The sequence below is a fragment of the Alphaproteobacteria bacterium HT1-32 genome (genome assembly GCA_009649675.1).
GTDB lineage: Bacteria > Pseudomonadota > Alphaproteobacteria > Rhodospirillales > HT1-32 > HT1-32.
In genome coordinates, this window is record WJPL01000001.1 from 2,067,949 (window position 1) to 2,093,140 (window position 25,192).

The 25,192-nt window shown below is 59.0% G+C and carries 24 protein-coding genes; 21 read left to right on the top strand and 3 right to left on the bottom strand.

What is annotated here, in order from left to right; genetic code table 11:
* Nucleotides 1–14 precede the first annotated feature (14 nt).
* The gene (locus GH722_09830) at nucleotides 15–170 is read left to right on the top strand and encodes a hypothetical protein (GenBank protein MRG72072.1); all 156 of its coding nucleotides are present in this window, start codon (nucleotides 15–17) and stop codon (nucleotides 168–170) included.
* A 151-nt stretch (nucleotides 171–321) separates the two neighbouring features.
* Here the strand turns inward: GH722_09830 and GH722_09835 are convergent, their stop codons facing one another.
* Entirely contained in the window at nucleotides 322–996 is a 675-nt protein-coding gene (locus GH722_09835) for a glutathione S-transferase (protein ID MRG72073.1), read from the bottom strand.
* 60 nt (nucleotides 997–1,056) lie between these two features.
* On the opposite strand from GH722_09835, the gene GH722_09840 reads away from it, so the two are divergent.
* The 3 genes from GH722_09840 to GH722_09850 all read left to right on the top strand — a co-directional run bounded on the left by GH722_09840 (nucleotide 1,057) and on the right by GH722_09850 (nucleotide 3,562).
* On the top strand, nucleotides 1,057–2,430 hold the full coding sequence (locus tag GH722_09840; GenBank protein MRG72074.1) for a leucyl aminopeptidase family protein: 1,374 nt from the start codon (nucleotides 1,057–1,059) through the stop codon (nucleotides 2,428–2,430).
* Between the two features lie 97 nt (nucleotides 2,431–2,527).
* A complete protein-coding gene (locus tag GH722_09845; GenBank protein MRG72075.1) occupies nucleotides 2,528–2,890 on the top strand; it encodes a MarR family transcriptional regulator in 363 nt (120 codons plus the stop codon).
* Nucleotides 2,891–3,040: 150 nt separating this feature from the next.
* A complete protein-coding gene (locus GH722_09850; protein MRG72076.1) occupies nucleotides 3,041–3,562 on the top strand; it encodes a hypothetical protein in 522 nt (173 codons plus the stop codon).
* 4 nt (nucleotides 3,563–3,566) lie between these two features.
* On the opposite strand, the gene GH722_09855 is transcribed toward GH722_09850, so the two are convergent.
* Nucleotides 3,567–4,316 (bottom strand): TSUP family transporter, encoded by a 750-nt coding sequence (locus tag GH722_09855; protein MRG72077.1) that lies wholly within the window; start codon nucleotides 4,314–4,316, stop codon nucleotides 3,567–3,569.
* A 3-nt stretch (nucleotides 4,317–4,319) separates the two neighbouring features.
* Nucleotides 4,320–5,249: a glyoxylate/hydroxypyruvate reductase A gene (locus tag GH722_09860; GenBank protein ID MRG72078.1), complete on the bottom strand. Its 930-nt coding sequence runs from the start codon at nucleotides 5,247–5,249 to the stop codon at nucleotides 4,320–4,322.
* Nucleotides 5,250–5,652: 403 nt separating this feature from the next.
* Here GH722_09860 and GH722_09865 point away from each other — a divergent pair, with 403 nt between their 5' ends.
* The 17 genes from GH722_09865 (at nucleotide 5,653) to GH722_09945 (ending at nucleotide 25,056) form a co-directional block, all read left to right on the top strand.
* Nucleotides 5,653–6,108: a division/cell wall cluster transcriptional repressor MraZ gene (locus tag GH722_09865; GenBank protein ID MRG72079.1), complete on the top strand. Its 456-nt coding sequence runs from the start codon at nucleotides 5,653–5,655 to the stop codon at nucleotides 6,106–6,108.
* A complete protein-coding gene (rsmH, locus tag GH722_09870; protein MRG72080.1) occupies nucleotides 6,105–7,052 on the top strand; it encodes a 16S rRNA (cytosine(1402)-N(4))-methyltransferase RsmH in 948 nt (315 codons plus the stop codon). The genes GH722_09865 and rsmH overlap by 4 nt, the downstream gene beginning before the upstream one ends.
* Nucleotides 7,049–7,381, top strand: a complete 333-nt coding sequence (locus GH722_09875) for a hypothetical protein (GenBank protein ID MRG72081.1) — start codon at nucleotides 7,049–7,051, stop codon at nucleotides 7,379–7,381. Before rsmH ends, GH722_09875 begins: the two co-directional genes overlap by 4 nt.
* Nucleotides 7,378–9,144 (top strand): penicillin-binding protein 2, encoded by a 1,767-nt coding sequence (locus GH722_09880; GenBank protein ID MRG72082.1) that lies wholly within the window; start codon nucleotides 7,378–7,380, stop codon nucleotides 9,142–9,144. Before GH722_09875 ends, GH722_09880 begins: the two co-directional genes overlap by 4 nt.
* 25 nt (nucleotides 9,145–9,169) lie before the next feature.
* Complete coding sequence (locus GH722_09885) at nucleotides 9,170–10,612, top strand: UDP-N-acetylmuramoyl-L-alanyl-D-glutamate--2,6-diaminopimelate ligase (protein ID MRG72083.1); 1,443 nt, start codon at nucleotides 9,170–9,172, stop codon at nucleotides 10,610–10,612.
* Nucleotides 10,609–12,030 (top strand): UDP-N-acetylmuramoylalanyl-D-glutamyl-2,6-diaminopimelate--D-alanyl-D-alanine ligase, encoded by a 1,422-nt coding sequence (locus GH722_09890; protein ID MRG72084.1) that lies wholly within the window; start codon nucleotides 10,609–10,611, stop codon nucleotides 12,028–12,030. Before GH722_09885 ends, GH722_09890 begins: the two co-directional genes overlap by 4 nt.
* 6 nt (nucleotides 12,031–12,036) lie before the next feature.
* The gene (locus GH722_09895) at nucleotides 12,037–13,125 is read left to right on the top strand and encodes a phospho-N-acetylmuramoyl-pentapeptide-transferase (GenBank protein MRG72085.1); all 1,089 of its coding nucleotides are present in this window, start codon (nucleotides 12,037–12,039) and stop codon (nucleotides 13,123–13,125) included.
* Between the two features lie 2 nt (nucleotides 13,126–13,127).
* Entirely contained in the window at nucleotides 13,128–14,543 is a 1,416-nt protein-coding gene (locus GH722_09900) for a UDP-N-acetylmuramoyl-L-alanine--D-glutamate ligase (protein ID MRG72086.1), read from the top strand.
* The gene (locus GH722_09905) at nucleotides 14,540–15,661 is read left to right on the top strand and encodes a cell division protein FtsW (protein MRG72087.1); all 1,122 of its coding nucleotides are present in this window, start codon (nucleotides 14,540–14,542) and stop codon (nucleotides 15,659–15,661) included. The genes GH722_09900 and GH722_09905 overlap by 4 nt, the downstream gene beginning before the upstream one ends.
* The gene (murG, locus tag GH722_09910) at nucleotides 15,658–16,770 is read left to right on the top strand and encodes an undecaprenyldiphospho-muramoylpentapeptide beta-N-acetylglucosaminyltransferase (GenBank protein ID MRG72088.1); all 1,113 of its coding nucleotides are present in this window, start codon (nucleotides 15,658–15,660) and stop codon (nucleotides 16,768–16,770) included. Before GH722_09905 ends, murG begins: the two co-directional genes overlap by 4 nt.
* Complete coding sequence (locus GH722_09915) at nucleotides 16,767–18,176, top strand: UDP-N-acetylmuramate--L-alanine ligase (protein MRG72089.1); 1,410 nt, start codon at nucleotides 16,767–16,769, stop codon at nucleotides 18,174–18,176. The genes murG and GH722_09915 overlap by 4 nt, the downstream gene beginning before the upstream one ends.
* Nucleotides 18,177–18,282: 106 nt before the next feature.
* A complete protein-coding gene (murB, locus tag GH722_09920) occupies nucleotides 18,283–19,218 on the top strand; it encodes a UDP-N-acetylmuramate dehydrogenase (protein MRG72090.1) in 936 nt (311 codons plus the stop codon).
* Nucleotides 19,215–20,126, top strand: coding sequence for a D-alanine--D-alanine ligase (locus GH722_09925; GenBank protein MRG72091.1), 912 nt, complete (start codon nucleotides 19,215–19,217; stop codon nucleotides 20,124–20,126). Before murB ends, GH722_09925 begins: the two co-directional genes overlap by 4 nt.
* Nucleotides 20,114–21,019, top strand: coding sequence for an FtsQ-type POTRA domain-containing protein (locus tag GH722_09930; protein MRG72092.1), 906 nt, complete (start codon nucleotides 20,114–20,116; stop codon nucleotides 21,017–21,019). The genes GH722_09925 and GH722_09930 overlap by 13 nt, the downstream gene beginning before the upstream one ends.
* A gap of 34 nt (nucleotides 21,020–21,053) precedes the next feature.
* Nucleotides 21,054–22,295, top strand: a complete 1,242-nt coding sequence (ftsA, locus tag GH722_09935) for a cell division protein FtsA (GenBank protein ID MRG72093.1) — start codon at nucleotides 21,054–21,056, stop codon at nucleotides 22,293–22,295.
* Nucleotides 22,296–22,379: 84 nt separating this feature from the next.
* Nucleotides 22,380–23,954, top strand: a complete 1,575-nt coding sequence (gene ftsZ, locus GH722_09940; protein MRG72094.1) for a cell division protein FtsZ — start codon at nucleotides 22,380–22,382, stop codon at nucleotides 23,952–23,954.
* 166 nt (nucleotides 23,955–24,120) lie between these two features.
* A complete protein-coding gene (locus GH722_09945; protein ID MRG72095.1) occupies nucleotides 24,121–25,056 on the top strand; it encodes a UDP-3-O-acyl-N-acetylglucosamine deacetylase in 936 nt (311 codons plus the stop codon).
* Nucleotides 25,057–25,192: the final 136 nt, after the last annotated feature.

Consider the following 25,192-nt stretch of genomic DNA (forward strand, 5'->3'; position numbering starts at 1 on the left):
ACTGGAGCTTTGACATGAACTGGTTTCTCGCCCCCGGAAATCTCATCTGCACGCTGCTCGGGATGCCTGAAGATGGGGAAACCCGGATGATCTTCCGCTCGCTGATGAATATGTTTTTCTACGGAATCATCATCGTACTTGTCGCGTACTTCATCGGCACCTCAATCTGAATTTTCACTCTGTTACCTTCAGGCACAGGGATCAGACATGCTCAGGCAGGATCTGATGGCTGGTTCCCGATCTGCGCCGGGATGACATTGCCCATAGAATGGAAATAATCCCGAATGATGGTCCTGCGGGAGCAGGTGCAGAGCAGCTGTATCAGTCCCAGTCCGCGCTGAATTCCGTATCGATTTCCGGAAGCCGCCAGGTTTCTGCCCGGCCTTCCCGAATCCATCGCTGCATGTCCGGGCGGTTCAGCATGGTGTCACGCCAGGCGGCAGAGACCGGATCAAGTTCGATCCCGGCGGTAGCAAAGCGGATGGCGACAGGGGCAAACATGATGTCCGCAACTGAATAGCTGCCGAACAGCCACGGCCCGTCACTGCCAAAGCGTTCACGGGAAGCCTGCCAGAGTTCGCTGATTCGCCGGATGTCAGCGGCGACTTCTGCATCGGGTGTAAAATCGGGATGTCTGCCCAGCACGGTCATCGGCACGGCTTTGCGCAAGGCGGCAAAACCGGCATGCATTTCGCTGGCCGCAGAACGGGCCATGGCGCGGGCTTTCGGATCAGCGGGCCAGAGACCTGCTTCGGGAAAGGTTTCGGCGGCCCATTCGCAAATCGCCAGACTTTCTGAAATCACCAGATCCGCCAGCACCAGCGCAGGTACCTTGCCGGTCGGAGAATGTTCGAGAATACGCGCGCGGGTATCACTTTGCCGTAACGGAATGACCACTTCACTGAAATCACAGCCGACAGCGGTCAGCGCCAGCCAGCCCCGCAGGGACCAGGAAGAGTAGGCTTTGTTGCCGAGGATGAGAGTTGGTGTTGCCATGATGGCTTTGAGCGATAGCATCACCGGAACATTCCATCAATTTCTCATTTGAGGCCACCCATGTCACTTGCCCTGATCGATCCTGTTGATGCCAGCCTGCCGGTAGTTCCGGTGATGACCGATGGTTATGATGCCTGGCTGTTGACGCAGCCGGCACCGGTGCAGCGCTGGTTGCAGGATATCGGCTACAAGGCGAAAGACGGGCAGTCCGCTATTCTGTCCGGTGCGGACGGTGGCATCGCGCAGGTTCTGATCGGTGTCGGCAAAACCATAACGCCCTGGGCTTTCGGCAGTCTGCCCTATGAACTGCCGGCCCGCAGCTATCATCTGGCCAGTGACAATCCGGAACTGTGCGATGCGGCGGCACTGGGCTGGGCGCTTGGGGCCTATCGGTTTGACCGCTACAAGAAGGCAGATCGTCAGCCGGCGGAACTGGTCTGGCCAGAGGCGGCCAACCGGAAAGCGGTGGAGGGAACAGCAGAAGCTGTGCATCTGATCCGGACTCTCATCAATACACCGGCTGAAGACATGGGCCCGCCGGAACTGGCAGCGGCAGCAGAAGCACTGGCAGAACGGTTTGGCGCTGCCTTCCGCTGTGTGGTTGGGGAAGATCTGCTGAAAGAAAACTTCCCGGCCATTCACATGGTCGGACGCGCCGCCGCAAAGGAGCCGTGCCTGATTGACCTGACCTGGGGAGATGAGTCTGCACCAAAGGTCACGCTGGTCGGCAAGGGGGTCTGTTTTGATACGGGCGGCCTGAACATCAAGACCGGCGGCGGCATGACCATGATGAAGAAGGATATGGGTGGCTCGGCCCATGTTCTGGGGATCGCCCATATGATCATGGCCGCCGGCCTGCCGGTTCGCCTGCGGGTGCTGATTCCGGCTGTCGAGAATAATATCTCCGGCAATGCCTATCGCCCGATGGACGTGGTGCCGACGCGGAAAGGCCTGACCGTGGAAGTGGGGAATACGGATGCGGAAGGCCGTGTTGTCCTCGCGGATGCACTGGCACTGGCATCAGAGGAAAGCCCGGCGATGATCATGGATTTTGCGACCCTGACCGGTGCGGCGCGTGTGGCGCTGGGGACGGAACTTCCGGGTCTGTTCTGCAATGATGACGGGCTGGCGGCTGATGTGCTTGCTGGCGCCGACCGGACCGGTGATCCGCTCTGGCGAATGCCGCTGTGGAAGCCATACGGACGGATGATTGAAAGCAAGGTGGCGGACATCACGAATTCCACCGGTTCTCCCTATGGCGGGTCGATCACGGCAGCACTGTTCCTTGAGCATTTCGTTGCTGAGGACATTCCCTGGGGACATATCGATGTGATGGCCTGGAATCTGTCGGCCAAACCGGGACGGCCTGAAGGCGGTGAAGCACAAGGTGCGCGCGCAGTATTCAATGCAATATCGAAACGTTTTACTGCATAGAATTTCTGGCTAACTCTTCATCGTTAACCATTTTCTAGTTGCGTCGCTTCCGCGCGACTCGTAAAAATGATTCGTATTCGTAATGATCGGGGCGATGATGGGACTTCACCTGCAGGCATTTGAAGCGCTGGATATTTGGCGTGGCGCCCTGACGGAGAGTGTCCGCCAGTCCGGACCGGACCTTTCAGCCCGCCAGATGGCGGTAATGCTGGCGGTTTACCTGACCCCGGCTCCGCATACGGTGCGTGGTTTGTCTGCCGCGCTGAACGTCTCGAAGCCTGCCGTAACCCGAGCACTTGACCGGCTGGGGGAACTGGGGCTGGTTCGACGCAAGGTCGATGCGGATGACCGGCGTAATGTGCTGGTCCAGCGGACGGTCAAAGGGTCGGTTTACCTGCGGGAGTTCGGGGACCTCATCGTCCGCGCCGCAGATGCCCGGAACCTCCCGGCGGCAAACTAAGCCTGTCGGCCGGCCACCTGCTACATCATCAGTGAGGATGTTCTCCCGGCTATAGGCCGGTTGGATTTTATATCTCTGTGATTAGTTGTTGCGAATAATTATTAATATGAATAACCTGCCGGTCTGATCAACCTGACGGGCAGGAACCGGATGACGTCTTTAGCGAACAGACCCGCCATGACCGGCGTGCTTTCCACGACAGAAGAACTGAATGACCAGACAAGGTTGCTGTTGCGGCTGCTGCGCCAGTGGCTGACCGGCCTGAGCAACAATGACACCGGGGTCTGGCAACAGGCCTGGAATGACCTTTGTGGCAGAATGGGCGAGGCGAATGCCCGGCGGGTGCTGGTTGGGGTAGAGCGCTTCGTCAAGGTCATCAATCGGCAGGCCGTCCGGTCTGTGACGTTCCGGCCAATACCCTGTGGTTTTGTCGGTATGGACGAAGGTGTGATGCTGCTGCTGCTGCGCAAGGCCGGATCGGGCGACAGTATGGGGGCGATGGAAACCGCAGCCGGGCTTGTTCATTCGGAGGCCGCGCGTGATTTGTCAGAAGCTGCCCTTCAGCTTCATACGGCCTTTGCCAACGGAACGGGTGAGGCGGGCAATGACACATTTCTGGCCGGCGGCTGGCTGTCCCGGGAACGCCCGGCGGCAAGCACGACCATACATTGACGGGTCAGATGCCGATTGTGCGCCAGGCGATATAGATTCCCATGATTGCCAGCATCCAGAAGAAGACCTGTTTGAATATCCGGTCAGACATGCGTTTGCGCAGGGCCTGACCGATCATCATGCCGCCAAAGGCGGGGATGCAGCCGGTTGCCGACAGAACCATCATCTGCTGGTCCAGCATACCAACCCGTTGCAATCCGGTGCCCAGCGAGACAAGGGAGATCGAGAACCAGATTCCCATGGTCTGGATCAGCATGTCCCGGTTCATGCCCAGCGCCTGAAAATAGGGGACGGCCGGGACGACGGTGGAGCCTGTCAGGCCGGTCAGAATACCGGTGATACCACCGACAAAGGGCGCGGCGATACGGCCCGTTTCCGGTGAGATTGTCGGGCTGCGCGAAATCAGCCCATAGGCCGCATAGACAATCAGGGTCGCACTGAGCAGCAGGGTGAAGATCGTGATGTCGTCACCCGCGAGAAAGCCGGTGGCGAATATGATGCAGGCAATACCGATGATGAAAAACAGCCAGAAGCGTTTCAGTGTTTCGATGAAGTAGCCACCTATGGCGGCCTGCCAGAAATTCGTCAGGATCGACGGGATCAGCATCAGCTGCAACGCGTCCTTCATGCCGAAGACGATCGTCAGCAGCGTCAGCGATGTGGTGGGTAATCCCATCCCGGTCACACCTTTGACGAAACCGGCCAGCAGAAACACCGCGCCGACAATGGGCAGGACCGAGGGGTCTGCGAACAAGGGTCAGTATCCCTGCTTGCGGTCGACGACGTTCATCAGGGGTTCGCCAGCCAGCATCCGGCGGTAATTCTCGGCAACCTGCGGGGCGCTGGTATAGGGCGGGGTCAGGCTGGCCGCATGGGGGGTGATGGTGACACGCGGATGGTTCCAGTAGCGATGATCTGCGGGCAGGGGTTCGGTCTGGAAGACATCCATCATGGCGAAGGCAATCTGGCCGCTGTCGAGTGCCGCAAGCAGGGCGTCGTCATCAATATGGGCACCGCGTGCAGCATTGATGACCGAGGCGCCTCTGGGCATCAGCGCGAAACGTTCGGCGTTCAGAATACCTCTTGTCTCGGGTGTCAGCGGCAGCAGACAGACGGCAATGTTGGTCTGGCGCAGCATTTCGGTCAGGCCGTCAGGTCCGTGAAAACATTCGATCCCTTCGATCTGCTTTGGTGAGCGGCTCCATCCCATCACCGGGAAGTCAAAAGCCCGGAGTGCCTGCCCGGCCATCCGGCCAAGTTCACCGATGCCCAGAATGCCGACTTTGGTTTTGCTGGTGTCCGGGTTCGGGTGGGATTTCCACAGCCCCTCGCGCTGTTGGTGGTCGAAAACCGGCATTTCCCGGTGCAGGCGCAGCACCGCATAGGCAATCCATTCGCGCATCTGGGTGCCCATCGTCTCGTCAACCAGCCGGACAATCGAAACATGCTCCGGAATCATGCCCGGCTTGAACAGGTGGTCGACCCCGGCACCGAGGGAGCAGGCGACCTTGAGGTTTGGAAATTTCGCCAGTTCCCCTTCAGGCGGTGACCAGATCAGGGCGAATTCGATGTCCTCGGGGTTGCCGACATCAGGCCAGATCCGGAAATCCATGTCCGGGCAGAGGCGTATCAGTTCCGACCGCCAGATATTCACCTTGTCGCTGTTCGAGAGAAATAGAAAAGCCATTGGATCACTGCCTCGCCTGTATCATGGAACTGTCCGCAGACCCTACAACAGTGACGCCGGTCTTCACCATCCCCTTGTCCGGTAACGGGCCGTGTTTTCTGTCTGATCCGGAAGAGATGGCGATGTGCTTTTTTAGAGGGGGAGCGAACATAAAGAGAATATTAATACTTGTTTAACCAAGAAATACTGCTCCGGGTGTGAGTCAGTAAACGAAACATCAATATATTGTATGAATGATAGGCAAGTCGAAATGCCCGGTTTGCAAGTAATTCAGGTGTGTTCCCATTGACTCCCAAAATTTCCCATGATATCCCAACAGCGCCCAGAACAGGGCGTGTAAAGGATTGTGCAGGGTCTGGCGACGGACTGTTGCGCAGGAAAACCCGGGGAGCAGCAAGGCACCATGAAACGGTTGGCCGGCAGCTACGAGAACAAGATCGACAGCAAGGGGCGGGTTTCGGTGCCGAAACCCTTCCGTGCCTATTTCGATGCCCAGGGTTCCGATCTCATCTACATTTTTCCATCCTTCCAGCAGCCGGCGATCGAAGGTTGTGGCGAGGGGTATCTCGACCGGTTGCAGGACCGCATCGACGGTCTCGACATGTATTCCGAAACGCAGGCGGATTTTGCGCTGCTGACCATCGGTCAGGCCCTGCCGCTGTCGTTCGATCCGGAAGGCCGGGTCACGCTGCCGCGCGACATGCGCGAGGCAATCGGGCTGACAGATTCAGCAATGTTCGTCGGTCAGGGCGACCGCTTCCTGATCTGGGAACCATCGGCCGGCCAGGCGGCGCGGGATGCGGCAATCAATCGCATCAGAACCAACGGAGCGACACTGCCGCAACGGTCTTCGTCATGAGCACGCCATCCGACAAACATATTCCTGTTCTGCTGTCAGAGGTGGTTCAGGGGCTTGCGGTCATTGGGGGCGGAGTCTATGTCGACGGCACTTTCGGATATGGTGGCTATACAAAAGCTATCCTGTCTGCGGCGGATTGCCGGGTTGTCGCCTTCGACCGTGATCCGGCAGCGATTGCGGGCGGACAGGACATTGTGGCGGACTCGGCGGGAAGGCTGAACCTCGTTCATGCCTGTTTCAGCACCATGGGTGAGCATCTGGCACCGGCGAGTGTTGACGGAATCGCGCTGGATATCGGTGTTTCCTCCATGCAGATCGATGAGGCTGACCGGGGCTTTTCCTTCCGGCAGAACGGACCGCTGGACATGCGGATGTCGAGTGATGGCGAGACTGCGGCCGACATCGTCAATCTGACGGGTGAAAAAGATCTGGCCCGGATCATCTATGAATTTGGTGAGGAAAAGGCATCCCGCCGCGTCGCCAGTGCCATCGTTGCCCGCCGCAGGGAACGCAAGTTCGAGACGACGGGTGATCTGGCAAGTGTCGTGCGGTCTGTTGTTCGTGCGTCGAAAGATGGCATTGACCCGGCCACGCGGACTTTTCAGGGATTGCGGATTGCCGTGAATGACGAACTGGGTGAACTGGATCGCGGGTTGCTTGCGGCGGAACGTCTTCTGAAGCCTGGCGGACGGCTTGCAATCGTCTCTTTTCATTCACTGGAAGACCGTCGCGTGAAACATTTTCTGCGTGACCGTTCAAGTGAGAATGCAGGCTCCCGTCATCTGCCGGCGCCGGTGTCACGCCGTGCGCCGAGTTTCAGACTGGTCAGCCGGAAGGCGATTGTGCCCGGCGATGATGAGACCCGGCGCAATCCCCGGGCCCGTTCTGCCCGCCTGCGCATTGCCGAACGTACCGATGCTCCTGTCCGGGAGGCCACGGCATGATCAGTCGCGGTGCCCTCGTCTGGCTGTTCGCTGCCATTGTTCTTGGCGGCGCGATGATTGTCATCAAGGCCCGTGTCCAGAGCCTGGAGGAGGAACTTGCCGGTCTGAAAGCCGGAATCAGGGCGGAAGAACGTGCCGTTCATGTACTGAAGGCCGAATGGAGCTACCTGAATCAGCCGGTGAAGCTGCGCCAGCTGACGGAACGCTATCTTGGCCTGACAGAAATGACGACGGAACAGATTGTCCGTCTTGAAGATTTGCCGATGCGTCCCGTTCCCGAACCCGAGGCCGGTCCCGGCCAGACGATAAATGAGGAAATTCTGCCATGACCCGTTCACAGATCGCCGGTCGGAAAGTGACGGAAAGCAATGCCTATGACGGGCCTGAACGACGCACCCGCCTGCGGATTGAAGGGGATGCGAAGCAGGCTATGGAGACGGGCCGTAACCGGCTTGTTGTCGGCGGCCTGCTGTTTGCGATGGCCTTTTTAGTTGTTGCCGGCCGTCTGATCGAAGTGGGGGTTCTCGGTACGACGCCGGAACGCAATACGGCAACGATCTGGGATGTTGATCCTGACCGGTTTGCGCGGGCGGATATTGTCGACCGTAACGGTGTTGTGCTGGCGACCAACCTGCCGACACGTGCGCTGTTTGCGGACGCCCGAATCATTGCGCCCGACGAAGCGCCGGTCATTGCCCGCCAGCTTGCCGGTATCATTCCGGATCTTGATGTGCCGGGCACCCGCAAGCGCCTGGCATCGGGCCGGGCCTTTATCTATCTGCATCGTGACCTGACGCCGGCACAGGTGGTCGAGGTCAACCGGCTGGGCGTTCCCGGTCTGAATTTCGAAGATGCCGAAGCGCGGGTTTACCCGCATGGCCGCCTGGTCAGCCATGTCATTGGCCTGACCGATATCGACAACAACGGACTGGCCGGAATCGAAAAGCGGTTTGATGACGACCTGCGGGGCAGTAACAAGCCGCTGAAACTGTCGCTGGATGTTCGGGTGCAGAACATGCTGCGTGAAGAACTCTACAAGGCGATGACCGAATTCAGTGCCATCGGTGCGGCGGGTCTGGTGATGGATGTACGGACCGGCGAGTTGATCGGCATGTCTTCGCTGCCTGATTTCGATCCGAACAATATCGAAACGGCGACGGAAGAAGCGATCTTCAACCGCGGCAGTCTCGGCGTCTATGAGATGGGATCGACCTTCAAGCTGCTGAATACGGCGATGGCGCTGGATAGCGGCCGGGTCAATCTGTCGAATGCCTTTGATGCGCGGCATCCGCTGAAGGTCGCCCGCTTCCAGATCTCTGACTATCACGCCAAGAACCGCTGGCTGACTGTTCCTGAAATTCTGGTCTATTCATCGAATGTCGGTTCGGCCCGGATGGCGAAGTTTGTTGGCACGCAAACCCAGCGCGATTTTCTGGGCAAGGTCGGGATGCTGAAGCCGGCGGCGCTGGAAATTCCGGAAGTCGGCGCGCCTCTGATTCCGTCGCCCTGGCGCGATATCAACACATTGACGATCAGTTTCGGTCATGGAATCGCCGTAAGTCCGGTGCAGCTTGCGAACGGTATTTCGACCTTGATCAATGGCGGTATCTATCGTGACGCTACCCTGCTGGCGCGAAACTCCGGATCCGGGGTGGTTGCGGGTACCAGGGTCATCAAGCCCTCAACGTCGGATGCCATGCGGGCATTGATGCGGGCAGTGGTTATGGAAGGTACCGGCAAGAAGGCAATCGTTCCCGGCTATATGGTCGGTGGCAAAACGGGAACGGCTGAAAAGCAGGTGAACGGGCGCTACAAGCGCAAGGCACTGATGTCCTCGTTCATTGCCGCCTTCCCGATGCAGGATCCGCGTTATGTGGTGCTGGCAATGCTGGATGAACCGAAAGGTACGAAAGCCACCTTTGGTTATGCAACGGGGGGCTGGGTTGCGGCCCCCGTGGTCGGTGCCGTGATCCGCAAGCTGGCACATCTCTATGCCATGCCTCCGGTTGATGAAACCGAACCGACAGTGCTGCAGGCTGTGGCACTGCCCGCCATTGAGCCCGGAGGAATGCTGAAACTTGCGTCTTACTGATCTCGCGGCAAAAACAGGAACAGAAATGGTGCAGGCCGGTGCTGCCGCTGCTGCGGAGATCATCGGCCTGACGGCTGACTCCCGCGAGGTGCGTCCGGGCTTTCTGTTTGCGGCCCTGCCGGGCAGTGTCCGTGACGGGCGCGATTTCATTCCGCAGGCCATTGCCAGTGGCGCCAGCGCTATTCTTACCACTTCCGATTATCGTCTGAGCAGCCCGGTTGATGGTGTTACGCTGATCGGTGATGCGGAACCCCGCCGGTTATTTGCCCGCACCGCGGCAGCATTTTATGGTGCGCAGCCGGAACATTGTGTGGCGGTGACCGGTACGAACGGCAAGACATCGGTCGCTGTTTTTACCCGTCAGATATGGTCCATGCTGGGCCGTCGGGCTGCCAGTATCGGTACGCTCGGCATGCATTCCCCGGATGTCCGGCTGGAAGAAAGCCTGACAACACCTGATCCCGTGATGCTGCATGGCCTGCTGGCTCAGCTTGCAGAAACCGGTGTTACCCATACGGCGCTGGAGGCATCGAGCCACGGTCTGGACCAGTTCCGCGTTGACGGGGTGGCACTGAAAGCTGCTGCCTTTACCAACCTGTCCCGCGATCATCTCGATTATCACGGCACTATGGATGCCTATCTTGCGGCAAAGGCGCGGCTGTTTACCGAAGTTCTGACAGATGATGGTGTGGCGGTCCTGAATGCAGACGACCCCTGTTTCAGCCAGCTTGAAGAACGGATCGGCGGGCGTTGCAGAATTCTGTCCTACGGCGTTAATGGTGGCTCAATCGAGATTGCGGAACTGGTGCCGCTGGCGGATGGTCTGGCGGTCCGTCTGGTGATCAACGGGGCAGAACATGACCTGTCGCTGGGGCTGATCGGCGGGTTTCAGGCCTATAATCTGTGTGCGGCCCTGGGACTGGTTCTGGCAGAAGAAAACATCGACCGGGCTGCTGTCATAGAGGCTGCGTCAAAACTGCAAGGTGCGCCGGGCCGGATGCAACTGGTTGCGCGTCGCCCGAATGGTGGATCGGTTTTTGTTGATTTTGCCCATACACCGGATGCCCTGAAGACTGTGCTGATGGCGATTCGTCCGCATGTCGGCGGATCGCTGAATGTGCTGTTCGGCGCCGGTGGTGACCGTGATCGCGGCAAACGTCCGCTGATGGGACAGGCTGCGGCTGAATATGCGGATCAGGTGACTGTCACTGATGATAACCCCCGCACGGAGGATGCAGCCTTCATCCGTCGTGAGGTGCTGAAGGGGTGTCCGGAGGCAACGGAAACCGGTGATCGCGCTGAAGCAATCGCAACCTGCATTAAGGCACTTGGCCCGGAAGATGCCCTTGTGATTGCCGGAAAAGGTCATGAAAGCGGCCAGATTGTCGGCGATACCAAATTGCCGTTTGACGACGCACAGGTGGCACGTCAGGCAGTGCTGGATATCGACGGGAGTTTGATGAGATGACGGAACCATTATGGACAGCAGCGGCAGCTATCGCTGCTATGGAAGGGACATCAGACCGGCAGGACTGGTCTGCGTCAGGTATTTCCATCGACAGCCGGACGGTTGTACCGGGTGATCTGTTCGTGGCCATTGTCGGGCCGCATTTCGACGGACACAGCTTTGTTGCTGCGGCGCTGGCAGCCGGAGCTGTTGCGGCAGTTGTCACGGCCCGTCCGGATGACGTACCCGCAGATGCGGCGCTGGTTATTGTTGATGATACGCTGCGCGCGATTGAGCGTCTGGGGCGTGCGGCACGGGCGCGAACGGATGCCCGGGTGATTGCGGTAACCGGCAGTGTCGGCAAGACCGGCACAAAAGAAGCCCTGCGCGTCATCCTGTCCTGCTATGGTGAAACTCACGCTAATCCCGGCAGTTTCAATAATCACTGGGGCCTGCCCCTGACGCTGGCCCGGATGCCGCAATCCACCCAGTTTGCGGTGCTGGAACTGGGTATGAATCATGCTGGCGAACTTGGTCCGCTCAGCCGTATGGCGCGCCCCCATGTTGCCCTGATCACCACCATTGCCTCCAATCATATTGGTAATTTTGCCTCGCTTGACGAGATCGCGGATGCCAAGGCGGAAGTGTTTGAAGGGCTGGAGCCTGATGGCTGGGCCATTATCAATCAGGATGATGGCTATCGTGACCGGCTGGCGGCAGCGGCGGAACGACTGGGTGCCGGACATATCATCTCTTTCGGACGACAGAGAGGGGCCACCCTGCAACTGCTGCATTGTGACCTGAAACCGGACAGTTGCCGGGTGACAGCCAGCATCAGCGGCTTGCCCCTGACCTGGGATGTCGGCTGTGCCGGTGCACACTGGGCAATGAACAGTCTGGGAATCATGGCTGTGATTCAGGCTCTTTCACTGAATTTCCGGCAGGCCATTGGTGCGTTGAAAGAAATGCAGCCACCGGCAGGCCGGGGCCAGCGTAGTGTGATTTCGCTGCCGGACGGGACCGCAGAACTGATTGATGACAGCTACAACGCCAGTCCGGTGTCCATGCGTGCCGCGTTTGATGTGCTGAAGGTTGCCGTTCCCGGACCGGATGGCCGGCGGATTGCGGTGCTGGGGGACATGCTGGAACTTGGCGATCATGCAGAGCGCGAGCACCGGGCTCTCGCTGATGAACTGGCAAACCGTGAAATTGATCTGGTTTTTACCTGCGGCCCGCTGATGCGATCCTGTTCACGGGCTTTGCCGGACACCATTCGTGGCGGACACAGTCCGGACTCGCACAGCCTGGCTCCCCGTCTGGCCGGCGTGATTGCGCCGGGGGATGTGGTTCTTGTCAAGGGATCCCATGGCAGCCGGATGTCTGCCGTTATCGACTTACTGAAAAATCTGAACCCGCCGTTAGCGGCAACGGGAGGCTGACAGGCCATGCTTTATAATCTTCTGTTTCCGCTGGCGGACGAAATCAGCTTCTTCAACCTGTTTCGCTATATCACCTTCCGGACCGGCGGCGCGGTGGTCACGGCGCTGTTTATCAGCTTCATCTTTGGCCCGCGTGTCATTGCCCTGCTGCGCTCGAAACAGTCGGAGGGACAGCCGATTCGTGAAGACGGCCCGGAAAGCCATCTGCTGACAAAGAAGGGCACGCCAACCATGGGCGGGTTCCTGATTCTGCTGGCGCTGGCGCTGGCAACCCTGCTCTGGGCCGACCTGACCAACCCTTATGTGTGGGCGGTTCTGCTGGTGACCATCGGTTATGGCATGATCGGGTTTGCCGATGATTATCTGAAAGTCACGAAACGCACGTCCGGCGGACTGCCGGGCAAACTGAAACTGACCGGTCAGATCGGTGTGGCGCTGGTGGCGGCAATCTGGATTGCCTCGGTTACCGAGGCTCCGCTGGCGAATGGTCTGGCGGTACCCTTTCTCAAGGATGTGCTGATCAATCTCGGCTATCTGTTCATTCCCTTCGCGATCTTTGTCATGGTCGGTGCCTCGAACGCGGTGAACCTGACGGATGGTCTCGATGGCCTTGCCATTGTGCCGGTGATGATTGCCGCAGGCTGTTTCCTGCTGATTGCCTATCTGGTCGGCAATACGGTCTTTGCCGGTTATCTCCAGATCCATTATGTGCCCGGTGCGGGTGAACTCGCCGTGTTCTGCGGCGCGCTGGTTGGTGCCAGTCTCGGGTTTCTGTGGTTCAACGCACCACCGGCAATGGTGTTCATGGGCGATACCGGATCACTGTCGATGGGCGGGGCGCTGGGTGCGATCAGCGTGATAACGAAACATGAACTGGTTCTGGCTATCATCGGCGGATTGTTCGTTCTGGAAACGGTTTCGGTGATTGTTCAGGTCATGTCATTCAAACTTACCGGCAAGCGGGTATTCCGCATGGCGCCGCTGCATCATCATTTTGAAAAGAAGGGCTGGGCCGAACCGACGATTGTCATCCGGTTCTGGATCATTGCCTCGATTCTGGCGATTGCCGGTCTGGCGACGCTGAAACTGAGATAGCCATGATCCCGATCTTCTTCTTTGACGGCTATGAAGTCGCGGTGCTCGGACTAGGCAAATCGGGGATTGCGGCGGCTCAGGCGCTGATGAAATCCGGTGCCGAGGTCTGGGCCTGGGACGATAATGAAGATGCCCGGCAGAAGGCGCGTGCGCTGGATATTCCGCTGGTTGATCTGCATAGCTGCAATCTTGACGATCTCACGACACTGGTGCTGAGTCCGGGTATTCCGCATACGTTTCCGGAGCCGCATCCGGTGGTGACCCGCTTTCGTGAAGCCGGGCTGGAAGTTGTCTGCGATATTGAACTGCTCGCCCGGGCAATGCGCGATTCAGCCTATATCGGGGTCACCGGGACAAACGGTAAGTCCACCACCACGGCCTTGCTGGGCCATATTCTCCAGCTTTCCGGGCGGGATTGCGAAGTTGGCGGCAATCTTGGTCAGCCCGCATTATCCCTGAACCGGCTGGACGAAAATGGCATTTATCTGCTGGAGATGTCGTCCTATCAGCTGGAACTGGTTCCCTCGATCACCTTTGATTTCGCGGTTCTGCTGAATATCGGTGAAGATCATCTCGACCGGCATGGTGGTATGGAAGGTTATATCGCTGCCAAACGCCGTGTTTTTCATCGTCAGACCAGCCCGCGTGCCGCGATCATTGGTGTCGATGATCCGGTCTGCCGCCGCATATATGACGAACTGAAGGCTGTCGGCGATCAGGTGATCATACCGGTTTCCGTCAATGAACGGGTTCATGGTGGCGTTTATGTCATCGATGGCTGGCTGTATGACGATATGGACGGCAAGGAAGTGCAGGCGATCAATCTGAATGATCTGCCGCAGCTGCCCGGGAAACATAACTGGCAGAATGCGGCTGCTGCCTATGCAACGGCCCGGTCAGCCGGGGTTCCGGCGCCGACCATTGGTGCCTGCATGCGCTCTTTTCAGGGGCTGCCCCACCGTCAGGAGATCGCCGGGCTGGTTGATGGCGTGCTGTATATCAATGACAGCAAGGGTACGAATGCCGAAGCAGCCTCCAAGGCGCTGGGCTGTTATCAGACGATTTACTGGATTGCGGGTGGCCGTGCCAAGGAAGGCGGTATCACCAGCCTCGCGCCCTGGTTTCCGCGTATCCGCAAGGCTTTCCTGATTGGTGAATCGGCAGAGGCATTTGCCGGAACGCTGGGTGATCTGGTGCCGTTCGAAATTTCCGGGACGCTGGAGACAGCTGTCGCCCATGCCCGTGAACAGGCGCTGGCAGATGGCGAGACAGGTGCCGTGGTGCTGCTGTCACCGGCCTGTGCGTCCTGGGACCAGTTCAGAAGTTTTGAACATCGCGGTGATACGTTCTGCGATCTGGTGGATGAACTGCCGGGCGAACGGGAAACGCTGGATGGATATTCGGGAGGGATGCAATGAGTGGTCTCGCACGGACAGATACATCGGTTGTCGGGCGCTGGTGGTGGACGGTTGACCGCTGGTCACTGGCCGCTCTGCTGTTTCTGGTCGCCATCGGCGCGATCCTGACCCTGACGGCCAGCCCGCCGGTGGCGGAACGTATCGGTCTTGGCGGCTTCCATTTCGTCAAACGTCAGTTCCTGTTCCTGCCGATGGCTGTTGCCCTGATTGTGGCAATCTCGCTGCTCGATCCCCGTAATATCCGGCGGATGGCGGCTATTGGTTTTGTCATTTCACTGATTCTGGCGGCCCTGTGTCTTGTTGTCGGTTCTGAAATCAAGGGAGCACAGCGCTGGCTGAATATTGCCGGGTTTTCGATCCAGCCTTCTGAGTTCATCAAACCCGCCTTTGCCGTGGTTGCGGCCTGGATGTTTTCCGAAGGCCGCCTGAAACGCGACTTTCCGGGGCATCTGATCTGCTTCGGGCTATATGCCATCACGGCGGGGGTGCTGCTGTTACAGCCGGATGTCGGGATGACCATCGTGATTACGGCGGTCTGGATGGCACAGTTTTTCCTGGCCGGCCTGTCGATGATCTGGGTTGTCGGGCTGATCGGTCTGGGTATTGCCGGGGCGGCTTCCGCCTACTTTTTCATCGACCATGTACAAAGCCGGGTTGACCGCTTCCTGAATCCTGAATCCGGAGACACATTCCAGATTACCACGGCACTTGACGGTTTTCGCAATGGTGGCCTGCTGGGGCAGGGGCCGGGTGAGGGGCTGTACAAGCTGCGACTGCCGGATGCCCATGCGGATTTCGTCTTTGCGGTGGCGGGGGAAGAGTTCGGCACCATCGCCTGCATTCTGATTGTGTCGCTGTTTGCCTTTATCGTGCTGCGCGGTTTTGCCCGCGTGTTGCGCGAACAGAACCTGTTCATCCTGCTGGCCTCTGCCGGGTTGCTGACCCAGTTCGGTTTGCAGTCGCTGGTGAATATGGCCTCATCGCTGCATCTGATGCCGACCAAGGGCATGACGCTGCCTTTCATCTCCTACGGCGGTTCTTCGGTTCTGGCGCTGGCGATTGGCATGGGCATGGTGCTGGCCCTGACCCGACGGCGGGTCAGCGGAGAAGAACTTTGAAAACAGGGCCTGTTGTTCTCGCCGCCGGTGGCACCGGGGGGCATGTGTTCCCGGCAGAGTCGCTGGCCCGGGTATTGATGCGGCGCGGCCATCGTCTGATTTTTGTGACCGACCGCCGGGGGGGTGCCTATAGCGGCGCGCTGGCGGATGTGGAAACTCACCGTGTTCACGCCGGCGGAATTGCAGGTGCAGGGTTTCTGGGGCGCGTGCGGGGTGCGGCACAGCTTGCCGTCGGCGTATTGCAGGCTGGCAAGGTGCTGGCACAGGCCCGGCCTTCTGTCGTGGTGGGATTTGGTGGCTATGCCTCGATCCCGGCGATGATTGCGGCAACGCGATCTGGCCGTCTGGCGGCCATTCACGAACAGAATGCGGTGTTGGGCCGGGCAAACCGCCTGCTGGCCCCAAGGGTAAAGCGGATCGCAACGTCCTTTGCAGAGGTCCGACGAATTGCCGCCAATCAGCGCGACAAGGTGGTCTATACCGGGATGCCGGTTCGTGATGCGGTGGTTGAAATGCGCGACAGGCCGTTTCCGCCAATGACGGACAAGCTGCATCTTCTGGTCGTTGGCGGCAGTCAGGGGGCCGCCATTCTGGGTGAAGTTCTGCCGAAAGCCATCGGTGGCCTGAGCGATGATCTGAAACAACGTCTTGTGGTCACCCAGCAGGCCCGGCCGGAACTGCTGGAACAGGTGCAGGCGGCTTATGCTGAAACCGGTGTTCAGTCGGAAATTGCCGCCTTTTTTGATGATCTTCCGGCACGCCTGTCGGATGCTCACCTGCTGGTCTGCCGGGCGGGTGCCTCCACGGTGGCCGAGCTTACGACGGCCGGTCGTCCGGCCATACTGGTTCCCTATCCCCATGCGGTTGACGATCATCAGACAGCGAATGCCCATGCGCTTGATTCAGCGGGTGGCGGCTGGCTGATCCCGCAGCCGGGATTCACGGTCGAGGCCCTGACGGCCCGGCTCTCCGAACTGTTCAATTCACCCTCCGCCCTGACGGCGGCCGCAGTCTGTGCGGCGCGTGCCGGCCGTCCGGATGCTGCGGAACGACTGGCCGACATGGTTGAAGACCTGATCGGCACCAACGGCGAAAAGGAAGCCGCATGAGAACTCTGCCCCTGTCCATTGGCGCCATCCATTTCGTCGGTATCGGCGGCATCGGCATGAGTGGCATTGCCGAAGTCCTCAACCAGCTTGGATATCAGGTAAAGGGAAGTGACATTTCCGATAATGCCAACGTACAGCGGCTGCGCGGGCTGGGGATTGAGGTTCATGTCGGACACCGGGCTGAAAATGTCGGGGACGCCTCGGTGGTGGTCGTCTCGACAGCTGTGAAGGCTGACAATCCGGAAGTGGTCGCCGCACGGGCCGCCCTGATTCCGGTTGTCCGCCGGGCAGAGATGCTGGGTGAGCTGATGCGCCTGAAATGGGCGATTGCTGTGGGCGGTACCCATGGCAAGACCACGACGACCTCACTGGTGGCGGCGATGCTGGATGCCGCAGAACTTGACCCCACGGTCATCAACGGCGGCATCATCAACGCCTATGGCACCAATGCCCGGGTTGGTGAAGGTGAATGGATGGTGGCCGAGGCGGATGAAAGTGACGGTTCGTTCCTGAAACTGCCGGCGACGATTGCTGTTGTCACCAATATCGATCCTGAACATCTCGACCATTACGGGGATTTTGACACCCTGAAGCGGGCATTCGACAGTTTTGTTGCGAACATTCCGTTCTACGGATTTGCCGCGCTCTGTGTGGATCACCCGGAAGTGCAGGCCATGATTCCCCGTGTCTCGGACCGGAAGATCATCACCTACGGCCTGACCCCGCAGGCTGACGTGCGGGCGCTGAATATCAATATCGGACCGGCTGGTGCCAGGTTTGACGTGACGGTTTCTGATCGCGCGGCAACCCCGCCGCGTCAGATGAACGATCTGCAACTACCGATGTATGGCCGTCATAATGTGCAGAACTCACTCGCGGCCATTGCGATTGCCTGCGAGATGGGACTGTCGGAAGAGATCATCCGCAAGGCGCTTCTGGGTTTCAAGGGTGTGAAACGACGGTTTACCCGCACCGGCGACTGGAACGGGGTGACCGTGATTGATGATTACGGACATCATCCGGTTGAGATCAGCGCAGTCCTGAAAGCTGCCCGCGAGGCATCGGAGGGTAACGTCATCGCTGTGGTGCAGCCGCACCGCTATACCCGCCTGCGCGACCTGTTTGAAGATTTCTGCACCTGTTTCAATGATGCGGACACGGTCATCGTTGCCAATGTTTATGAAGCGGGCGAAGCCCCGATCGAAAACATCAACCGGGATGCGCTTGTCGAAGGTCTGAAACTTCGTGGTCATCGTCAGGCTGTGCCGCTTGAGGGGCCCGAGGCGCTGGCCGGCATGGTGCGCGAACGGGCAAAGCCCGGCGATATGGTTGTCTGCCTTGGTGCCGGGTCGATCAGTGCCTGGGCCAATGCCTTGCCGGGAGAGTTGAAAGCCGGTGACGCGTGAGCGGACAGCATCCTCCGGAAAATTGCCTGACCACCTCCCGAGGCCCGGCCTGCCATGGCGGAAGCGGTTTTACCGGGCTGAAAGTTCCCGATAACGGATTAAACAAATGACGGCGGCACCTTCATCAGATCTGGCCTGGCGGGGCAGCCTGCCGGATGTCCGGGGTCGTCTTGAATTTGATGCGGATATTGCGAAGGTCACCTGGTTCCGGACCGGTGGGCCAGCCGACGTATCCTTTCGTCCGGCAGATGAAGAAGATCTCTCTGCGTTTCTGTCCGGACTCGATCCGTCGATAGCAGTCACTGTGCTGGGAATCGGTTCGAACCTGCTGATCCGCGATGGCGGTATTCGTGGTGTCGTGATCCGGCTGGGCAAGGGGTTCAGCGGCATTCAGGTGTCGGAGGACAGCATCATTGCGGGAGCTGCGGCGCCGGATCGCAATGTGGCACTGGCAGCGGCGAAGGCCGGGCTTGCCGGGCTGGAATTCCTGACCGGAATTCCCGGCACAATCGGCGGCGCGCTGCGGATGAATGCCGGGGCCTATGGCCGGGAAATCAAAGACATTCTTGTCGCGGTCCGGGCCGTTGATCGCAGCGGGCGTATTCACGAGATATCCGCCGGGGATATGGGGCTGACCTATCGCCATTCCTCGGCGCCGGGGGACTGGATATTCACAGAGGCGAGGCTGACCGGAACGCCGGGGCAGGCAGCAGATATTCGCGCCGCCATGGACGAGATCGACCGGACCCGCGCCGCGGCCCAGCCGCTGAAAACCCGAACCGGGGGATCAACCTTCAAGAATCCGCCGAACGAAAAAGCCTGGCAGCTGATTGACCGTGCCGGATGCCGGGGATTACGGATCGGTGATGCGCAGGTCTCGGAGAAGCACTGCAATTTTCTGCTGAATACAGGTCAGGCACGTGCAGCAGATATCGAGGCACTGGGCGAAGAAGTGCGCCGTCGCGTGCTGGAGACAACCGGACACTCCCTTGAATGGGAAATCAAACGGCTGGGTGAACCAGCCATGGAGGAGACGTCATGACCAAGACTGTTGCCGTTCTGATGGGCGGATTTTCTGCCGAACGTCAGGTGTCACTGTCCAGTGGTGCCGAATGCGTCAAGGCACTGGAAAAGGGGGGCTATAACGTCCGCCCGATTGATGTCAGTCGCGATATCGCCGAGTTGCAGGCGGCTCTGACGCCCCGTCCCGATGTCTGCTTTAACGCGCTGCACGGTCCGTATGGTGAAGATGGAAATATTCAGGGCCTGCTGAATTTCATGCAGATTCCCTACACCCATTCCGGCGTTCTGGCGTCGTCGCTGGCGATGGATAAACCGATGGCCAAGCATCTGTTTGCTGCGGCCGGCATTCCCGTAGCCGAAGACCTGCTCTGCACCCGTGAAGAACTGATGTCAGGTATCGCCATCGAACTGCCTTTCGTCATCAAGCCGGTCAATGAAGGATCGAGTGTCGGGGTTCAGATCATCATGACCCGCGATGACATGCTGACCTTCTCGGACAATTACTGGCCCTATACAGGAAAGGTGATGGTAGAGCGTTTCGTCCCCGGCCGGGAACTGACGGTCGGGGTTATGGGCGACCGTGCGCTGCCTGTAACCGAGGTTGTGACAGACCGCGCCTTCTATGATTACGACGCAAAATACGAAATAGGCGGGTCAACCCACATTCTTCCGGCTCCGATTGACGAAGACTTAACCAAAGAGGTGCAACGATTGGCTCTGTTGGCACATCAGTCGCTGGGGTGCCGGGGCGTGAGCCGGTCGGATTTTCGATATGACGCGGAAACCGGCACGTTGTTCATCCTCGAATTGAATACCCAGCCCGGCATGACGCCAACATCACTGGTACCGGAAATGGCCATGTTTGCCGGAACGGACTTTGTAGAACTTGTCAGCTGGATGGTGGAGAACGCTGCATGCGACGCCTGATCGGTAAAACCGATAAAGCTAATAAAGCCAGGGAAACGACCCGCGCGGAAGCTCACCGTGCGCGTAAATCCCGGCCGCCAAAAAAGCAGCTTGGTCTGCGCGGCTGGCTGTTGCGCGGCGGGTTCGGAATTGTCGCTGCCGGTGTGGTTTCCGGCGGTCTGGCTCTGGCCTGGCAGCAGGGTTATCCGCAGCAGGTGGTTGACCGCCTGCATCTGGCGGGCGTCAATCTGACGGGGTCGGCGGGTCTGACGCTGCGCCGGGTCACTGTTGAAGGCCGCTTGCGTACACCGCGTGCTGATGTGTTTGCAGCACTTGGCGCAACCCAGGGCGATCCCATTCTGGGCATTGATATTGATCAGGCACGGGCGCGGCTGGAATCCATCGACTGGGTTCGCAGCGCGGTGGTTGAACGCCGCCTGCCGGACCTCATCCATATTCAGATTGCGGAACGGTCGCCGGTGGCGATCTGGCAGAACCGGGGGCGGTTCTCGCTTGTTGATACAGATGGTCACGTGATCAACCGGCAGGATGTCGGGGGCTGGTCGCATCTGCCGATTGTCGTGGGTGACGGTGCGCCTGAACGGACCCGTGACCTGCTGGCAATGCTGGCAACCGAGAACCGGATGGCAGAGCGGGTTCGTGCTGCCGTGCTGGTTTCCGGACGGCGCTGGAACCTGCATATCGGTGATCCGTCGAGTGATGTGGAGATACGTCTGCCGGAGACGGACCCGGACAAGGCCTGGGCCTGGTTCGCCTCGTTACAGCGTGACCACAATATTCTGGCCCGCGATGTCCGCATCGTGGACCTGCGTACTCCCGACCGGCTGGTCGTGCGGCTGGCCTCTGACGTGGTCGAGGAGACACAGGTTCTCAAGGGTGGAGAAGACACATGACCTCAGCAGTGAAAGTATCCTGAACGTGGCGACTATCAGACATCGTACCGGCACCGTTGCCGCTCTTGACGTTGGTACCAGCAAGGTCTGCTGCATTATCGCCCGGCTTGATGAAACCGGGGTGAAGCAGATTGCCGGAGTTGGCCATCAGCTTTCGGCAGGTGTCCGGGGTGGCGTCATTGTCGATATGGATGCGGCAGAGGAATCAATCTGTGCTGCCGTCCATGCGGCCGAGCAGATGGCCGGGGAACGGATAACCGATGTCGTGGTCAACCTGTCCGGTGGTCAGCAGGAGTCACGCCTTTACGGCATGGAGGTTTCTGTCGCCGGTCATGAAATCAGTGACAACGATGTTGATCGCCTGCTGCGTGAATGGCGGCTGCACCATGATGATTTCGACCGTGAGGTTATTCACACGATTCCGGTTGGCTATAACATCGACGGCGTTGGTGGCATTCGTGATCCGCGTGGCATGTTTGGTGACAAGATGGGCGTGGATGTCCATGTGGTTACCGCCAATGGCAGCGCGATCCGTAATCTGGCGACCTGCGTCCAGCGCAGCCATCTCGAAATTGAAGCCTTTGTCTCGTCGCCGCTTGCTGCTGGTCTGGCCTGCCTGGCGGATGATGAAAAACAGCTCGGCGTGACACTGATCGATATGGGGGCGGGCTGTACCACCGTTTCTGTTTTCGTTGACGGTGAACTGGTTTTTGTCGATTCGGCTTCTGTCGGTGGCGGCCATGTAACCAATGATGTGGCCCGAGGTCTGTCGACCACGATCAGTCATGCAGAACGGCTGAAAACACTTTATGGCAGCGCCCTGCCGTCGCCGTCTGACGAACGCGAAATTTTGCAGGTGCCGCTGGTTGGTGAAGATGATGGCCGGGCGACCAATCAGGTGCCCCGGTCGATGCTCGGGCGGATCATTCGTCCGCGCATTGAAGAGATTTTCGAAATTATCCGCGCCAAGATTCACGATTCGGGTCTGGAACCGGTTGCCGGTCGGCGCGTTGTCCTGACGGGTGGTGCCAGCCAGTTGCAGGGGCTGCGTGAGGTCGGGTCACAGATACTCGACAAGCAATTGCGACTCGGAAGGCCGATTCATGTGCAGGGCCTGGCCGAAATTGCCAGCGGTCCTGCTTTCTCGGCCTGTGCCGGTCTTATCAGTTACTTGTCCCTGGAACGCCCGGAAATTCGGGCTTTCAAGCGAAAACCCAAAAGAGAAACAAGTAATGCGTTCGGAAAGTTTGGACTTTGGCTGCGCGAAAACTTTTAATTAACCAAGTCATTCTATAAAGTCTTGAAGCGAATCGAAGAGTAGGGAAATACAAACCCTCAATCTTCCCAACGGAGGTTAGCAATGCCCATCAATCTGTCGGTCCCGGAAGTGGAAGCCCATCTGAGGCCCCGTATAACTGTCATCGGCGTCGGCGGCGCAGGTGGCAATGCTGTCAACAACATGATCGAATCGGAGCTTGAGGGGGTCGAATTCGTTGTCGCGAATACCGATGCTCAGGCCATGGCCCAGGCCCGGACCGATCGTCGCATTCAGCTCGGCGTCTCCGTGACGCACGGTCTGGGGGCAGGCGCCCGTCCGGAAATCGGACAGATGGCAGCCGAAGAATCGATTGAGGAAATCGTCGATCATATTCAGGGATCAAACATGGTCTTCATCACCGCCGGTATGGGTGGTGGTACGGGAACGGGTGCCGCACCGGTGATCGCACGGGCCGCCCGCGAACAGGGCATCCTGACGGTCGGCGTGGTGACCAAGCCTTTCCATTTTGAAGGCACTCACCGCATGAAGCTTGCTGACAGCGGCATTGATGAACTGACCCAGTATGTCGATACCCTGATCATCATTCCCAACCAGAACCTGTTCCGGGTTGCGAACGACAAGACCACCTTCACCGATGCCTTCTTCATGGCTGACGAAGTGTTGCAGTCCGGGGTTCGTGGCGTAACCGATCTGATGGTTCGTCCGGGCCTGATCAACCTCGACTTTGCTGACATCCGCACCGTGATGAGCGAGATGGGCAAGGCGATGATGGGCACCGGCGAAGCCGAAGGCGAAAACCGCGCCCGCGAATGTGCCGAGAAGGCGCTTTGCAACCCGCTGCTTGATGACACCTCCATGAAGGGTGCCCGCGGTGTGCTGATCAACATCACCGGTGGCCCGGATCTGGCGCTGCTGGAAGTTGACGAAGCTGCCAACCGTATCCGTGAAGAAGTTGACCCGAATGCCCGTATCACTTTCGGTGCGACGTTCGATCCGGACATGGAAGGCAAGATGCGTATCTCTGTTGTGGCAACAGGTATCGACTCGGAAGCGGCTGAACGCCCGCGCCCGGTGCTGATCAACACCATGACAAACCCGCCGCGTGTCACGCAGACCGTTGAAGAGCCGGAAGACGAAGTTGATGTGGTCACTCAGGAGCCGCTGCTTGCGGCGATTGAACACAGCATGCGTGACAGTGACGTGGAAGAAGTAGCAGCCGACGAATCGGTGGACGACACCGTGGTTGAAATGCAGGAAGCACCGAAGGCTGCCCCGCAGCCGGTTGCCCGCGAAGCTGCTGCTGAACCGGCTGCCGCTCCGCAGGAACGCCCATATATTCCACGGGCCCCGGCAACTGCCAGAACGCCTGCTGCGGTCCGTCCGGATCCGATGGCCGAAGCCGACATGATGAATGGCGGCAGCGGAGGCGATGCCCGCAAGACCGGTCCGTCCCTGTTTTCGAAGGTGACGGGACAGAGCTGGATGCGGCGTGGTCCGGAGCCGGTTGATTCGCCAGCCGAGCCGGTGGCACAGAAGGCCCCGGAAGCCCCGCGTCCGAAGCTGAGCGGAATGACCCCGAGCGAGCGTCCGTCAAAGTCCAGTGCTGATGACGATCTGCTTGAAATTCCAGCCTTTTTGCGGCGTCAGGCCAACTGATTAACCAGCTGTAAACGACGTTACAAACTGAAACAATGTTTGAGTTGAGCGCTCCATCCGTCCCCCATAGGGTGCAGATGGAGCGTTTCACGTTTTAAGGCTCCGCTGCGGGGTGCCTGCGGCAGATTAACCGGGTGTTACGGGGAATAATAATACGATGGCTCAGATGCCTGCGCCTCAGACAGAATTCACACCGGGTGATGCTCCGGTTTTGCAGACCACAATCGCTGACCGAGCAACGGTCGCGGGCGTTGGCCTGCATTCCGGCCATCCGGTTCGCATGACACTGGCACCCGCCGCGGCTGACAGTGGCATCATCTTTGTTCGTACCGATCTCGACAATGCCGAAGTCCCGGCTCTCTGGGACCGTGTTACCGACACCATGCTCTGCACCCGTATCACCGGCGATGAAGGTGTCGATGTTGGTACGGTTGAACATCTCATGGCCGCGCTTGCCGGCTGTCGTATTGATAATCTCCGTATTGAACTCGACGGCCCGGAAGTTCCGATCATGGATGGCAGCTCCGAAGCTTTCGTTCAACTGATCGACCAGACCGGCGTGCAGTTGCTGTCGTCAGAACGCCGCGCCATCAAGGTCCTCAAGACCATCGAGATTGAACAGGATGGCAAACTGGCCCGCCTGGAACCAGCAGACCGGTTTGAACTGAATTTCGAGATTGATTTTGATCATGCCGCCATCGGTCGCCAGAGCCGTGGCCTGACCTTCGTCAACGGCGCCTTCAAATCCCAGATCAGCCGTGCCCGCACATTCGGTTTCCTGCATGAGGTCGAGCATCTGCAGAAACTTGGTCTGGCCCGTGGCGGTTCACTGGAAAATGCGATCGTGGTCGACAAGAACGGCGTCATGAATGACGACGGTCTGCGCTTCGACGACGAGTTCGTTCGTCACAAAATTCTCGACTCCGTCGGCGATCTCTACCTTGCAGGGGCGCCGATCCTCGGTCGCTTCCACGGTGTGCGTGCCGGACATGCGCTGAACAACAGCCTGCTTCGTGCCCTGTTTGCTGATCCGGAAGCCTGGGAATATGTCCCGCTGGCCGGTTCTTCCGACTATGCCGTTGAACGCAAGGCTGCTGAATAAGTTTTCGCGTTTTCCGCATAACGCCCCCAGATTTTCAGAAAACCACGGACCGCATATTGCTGTCCGGCGCTTTGCGTACGGGCGGATGCCCTGTCGGTGCGGGAATAGCCTGAAAAGCCGGGCTGAATAGCATATC

Excerpts from the sequence above, each read along its gene's own strand:
- GH722_09830 (MRG72072.1), top strand. The coding sequence starts at position 15 with ATGAACTGGTTTCTCGCCCCCGGAAATCTCATCTGCACGCTGCTCGGG.
- GH722_09835 (MRG72073.1), bottom strand. The coding sequence starts at position 996 with ATGGCAACACCAACTCTCATCCTCGGCAACAAAGCCTACTCTTCCTGG.
- GH722_09840 (MRG72074.1), top strand. The coding sequence starts at position 1,057 with ATGTCACTTGCCCTGATCGATCCTGTTGATGCCAGCCTGCCGGTAGTT.
- GH722_09845 (MRG72075.1), top strand. The coding sequence starts at position 2,528 with ATGGGACTTCACCTGCAGGCATTTGAAGCGCTGGATATTTGGCGTGGC.
- GH722_09850 (MRG72076.1), top strand. The coding sequence starts at position 3,041 with ATGACGTCTTTAGCGAACAGACCCGCCATGACCGGCGTGCTTTCCACG.
- GH722_09860 (MRG72078.1), bottom strand. The coding sequence starts at position 5,249 with ATGGCTTTTCTATTTCTCTCGAACAGCGACAAGGTGAATATCTGGCGG.
- GH722_09865 (MRG72079.1), top strand. The coding sequence starts at position 5,653 with ATGAAACGGTTGGCCGGCAGCTACGAGAACAAGATCGACAGCAAGGGG.
- rsmH (MRG72080.1), top strand. The coding sequence starts at position 6,105 with ATGAGCACGCCATCCGACAAACATATTCCTGTTCTGCTGTCAGAGGTG.
- GH722_09875 (MRG72081.1), top strand. The coding sequence starts at position 7,049 with ATGATCAGTCGCGGTGCCCTCGTCTGGCTGTTCGCTGCCATTGTTCTT.
- GH722_09880 (MRG72082.1), top strand. The coding sequence starts at position 7,378 with ATGACCCGTTCACAGATCGCCGGTCGGAAAGTGACGGAAAGCAATGCC.
- GH722_09885 (MRG72083.1), top strand. The coding sequence starts at position 9,170 with ATGGTGCAGGCCGGTGCTGCCGCTGCTGCGGAGATCATCGGCCTGACG.
- GH722_09890 (MRG72084.1), top strand. The coding sequence starts at position 10,609 with ATGACGGAACCATTATGGACAGCAGCGGCAGCTATCGCTGCTATGGAA.
- GH722_09895 (MRG72085.1), top strand. The coding sequence starts at position 12,037 with ATGCTTTATAATCTTCTGTTTCCGCTGGCGGACGAAATCAGCTTCTTC.
- GH722_09900 (MRG72086.1), top strand. The coding sequence starts at position 13,128 with ATGATCCCGATCTTCTTCTTTGACGGCTATGAAGTCGCGGTGCTCGGA.
- GH722_09905 (MRG72087.1), top strand. The coding sequence starts at position 14,540 with ATGAGTGGTCTCGCACGGACAGATACATCGGTTGTCGGGCGCTGGTGG.
- GH722_09915 (MRG72089.1), top strand. The coding sequence starts at position 16,767 with ATGAGAACTCTGCCCCTGTCCATTGGCGCCATCCATTTCGTCGGTATC.
- murB (MRG72090.1), top strand. The coding sequence starts at position 18,283 with ATGACGGCGGCACCTTCATCAGATCTGGCCTGGCGGGGCAGCCTGCCG.
- GH722_09925 (MRG72091.1), top strand. The coding sequence starts at position 19,215 with ATGACCAAGACTGTTGCCGTTCTGATGGGCGGATTTTCTGCCGAACGT.
- GH722_09930 (MRG72092.1), top strand. The coding sequence starts at position 20,114 with ATGCGACGCCTGATCGGTAAAACCGATAAAGCTAATAAAGCCAGGGAA.
- ftsZ (MRG72094.1), top strand. The coding sequence starts at position 22,380 with ATGCCCATCAATCTGTCGGTCCCGGAAGTGGAAGCCCATCTGAGGCCC.
- GH722_09945 (MRG72095.1), top strand. The coding sequence starts at position 24,121 with ATGCCTGCGCCTCAGACAGAATTCACACCGGGTGATGCTCCGGTTTTG.